Annotated in this window: 1 rRNA gene; it reads left to right on the plus strand. The window is 56.3% G+C overall.

The features are described from left to right. Window positions 1-1516: ribosomal RNA gene (locus tag ACIRG5_RS48360) — 23S ribosomal RNA — on the plus strand; the annotation flags it as partial. Between the last annotated feature and the right edge of the window lie 52 nt (window positions 1517-1568).

A 1568-nucleotide genomic window follows, 5' to 3' on the forward strand; every position in this document is an offset into this window, starting at 1 on the left:
TGTGGAGCGCGGGACCTGAACTTGTAGTAGTCAAGCGATGGGGTGACGCAGGAGGGTAGCTCCGCCAGTGAGTGGTAGTACTGGTGCAAGCGTGTAGGGAGTCTGGTAGGCAAATCCGCCGGGCACATATCCTGAGACGTGATGCGTAGCCGATTGAGGCGAAGTAGAGTGATCCCATGCTGCCGAGAAAAGCCTCTAGCGAGCTTTCACGCGGCCCGTACCCCAAACCGACACAGGTGGTCAGGTAGAGAATACCAAGGCGATCGGGCGAACTGTGGTTAAGGAACTCGGCAAAATGCCCCCGTAACTTCGGGAGAAGGGGGGCCGTAGCGCTTGAAGCCTCTTGCAGGCTAGGGCGAGACGGCCGCAGAGACCAGCGAGAAGCGACTGTTTACTAAAAACACAGGTCCATGCGAAGTCGCAAGACGATGTATATGGACTGACGCCTGCCCGGTGCTGGAACGTTAAGGGGACCGGTTAGTCCGCAAGGGCGAAGCTGAGAACTTAAGCGCCAGTAAACGGCGGTGGTAACTATAACCATCCTAAGGTAGCGAAATTCCTTGTCGGGTAAGTTCCGACCTGCACGAATGGCGTAACGACTTCTCGACTGTCTCAACCGCAGGCCCGGCGAAATTGCATTACGAGTAAAGATGCTCGTTACGCGCGGCAGGACGGAAAGACCCCGGGACCTTTACTATAGCTTGGTATTGGTGTTCGATTCGGCTTGTGTAGGATAGGTGGGAGACTGTGAAGCGCTGACGCCAGTCAGTGTGGAGTCATCGTTGAAATACCACTCTGGTCGTATTGGATGTCTAACCTCGGTCCGTGATCCGGATCAGGGACAGTGCCTGGTGGGTAGTTTAACTGGGGCGGTTGCCTCCCAAAGAGTAACGGAGGCGCTCAAAGGTTCCCTCAGCCTGGTTGGCAATCAGGTGTTGAGTGCAAGTGCACAAGGGAGCTTGACTGTGAGACTGACGGGTCGAGCAGGGACGAAAGTCGGAACTAGTGATCCGGCCATGGCTTGTGGAAGCGTGGTCGCTCAACGGATAAAAGGTACCCCGGGGATAACAGGCTGATCTTCCCCAAGAGTCCATATCGACGGGATGGTTTGGCACCTCGATGTCGGCTCGTCGCATCCTGGGGCTGGAGTAGGTCCCAAGGGTTGGGCTGTTCGCCCATTAAAGCGGTACGCGAGCTGGGTTTAGAACGTCGTGAGACAGTTCGGTCCCTATCCGCCGCGCGCGTAGGATACTTGAGGAAGGCTGTCCCTAGTACGAGAGGACCGGGACGGACGGACCGCTGGTGTGCCAGTTGTTCTGCCAAGAGCATTGCTGGTTGGCTACGTTCGGAAGGGATAACCGCTGAAGGCATCTAAGCGGGAAGCTCGTTCCAAGATGAGGTATCCCACCCTTTGTGGGTTAAGGCCCCCAGCTAGACCACTGGGTTGATAGGCCAGAGGTGGAAGACCGGTAACGGTTGGAGCTGACTGGTACTAATAGGCCGAGGACTTGTTACAAAGACGCTACGCATCCACTGTGCGGTTCTGGAAGAACAACCAGAACCGATCG

The sequence above is a fragment of the Lentzea sp. NPDC102401 genome (assembly GCF_044765805.1).
In the GTDB taxonomy this organism is placed as follows: domain Bacteria; phylum Actinomycetota; class Actinomycetes; order Mycobacteriales; family Pseudonocardiaceae; genus Lentzea; species Lentzea sokolovensis.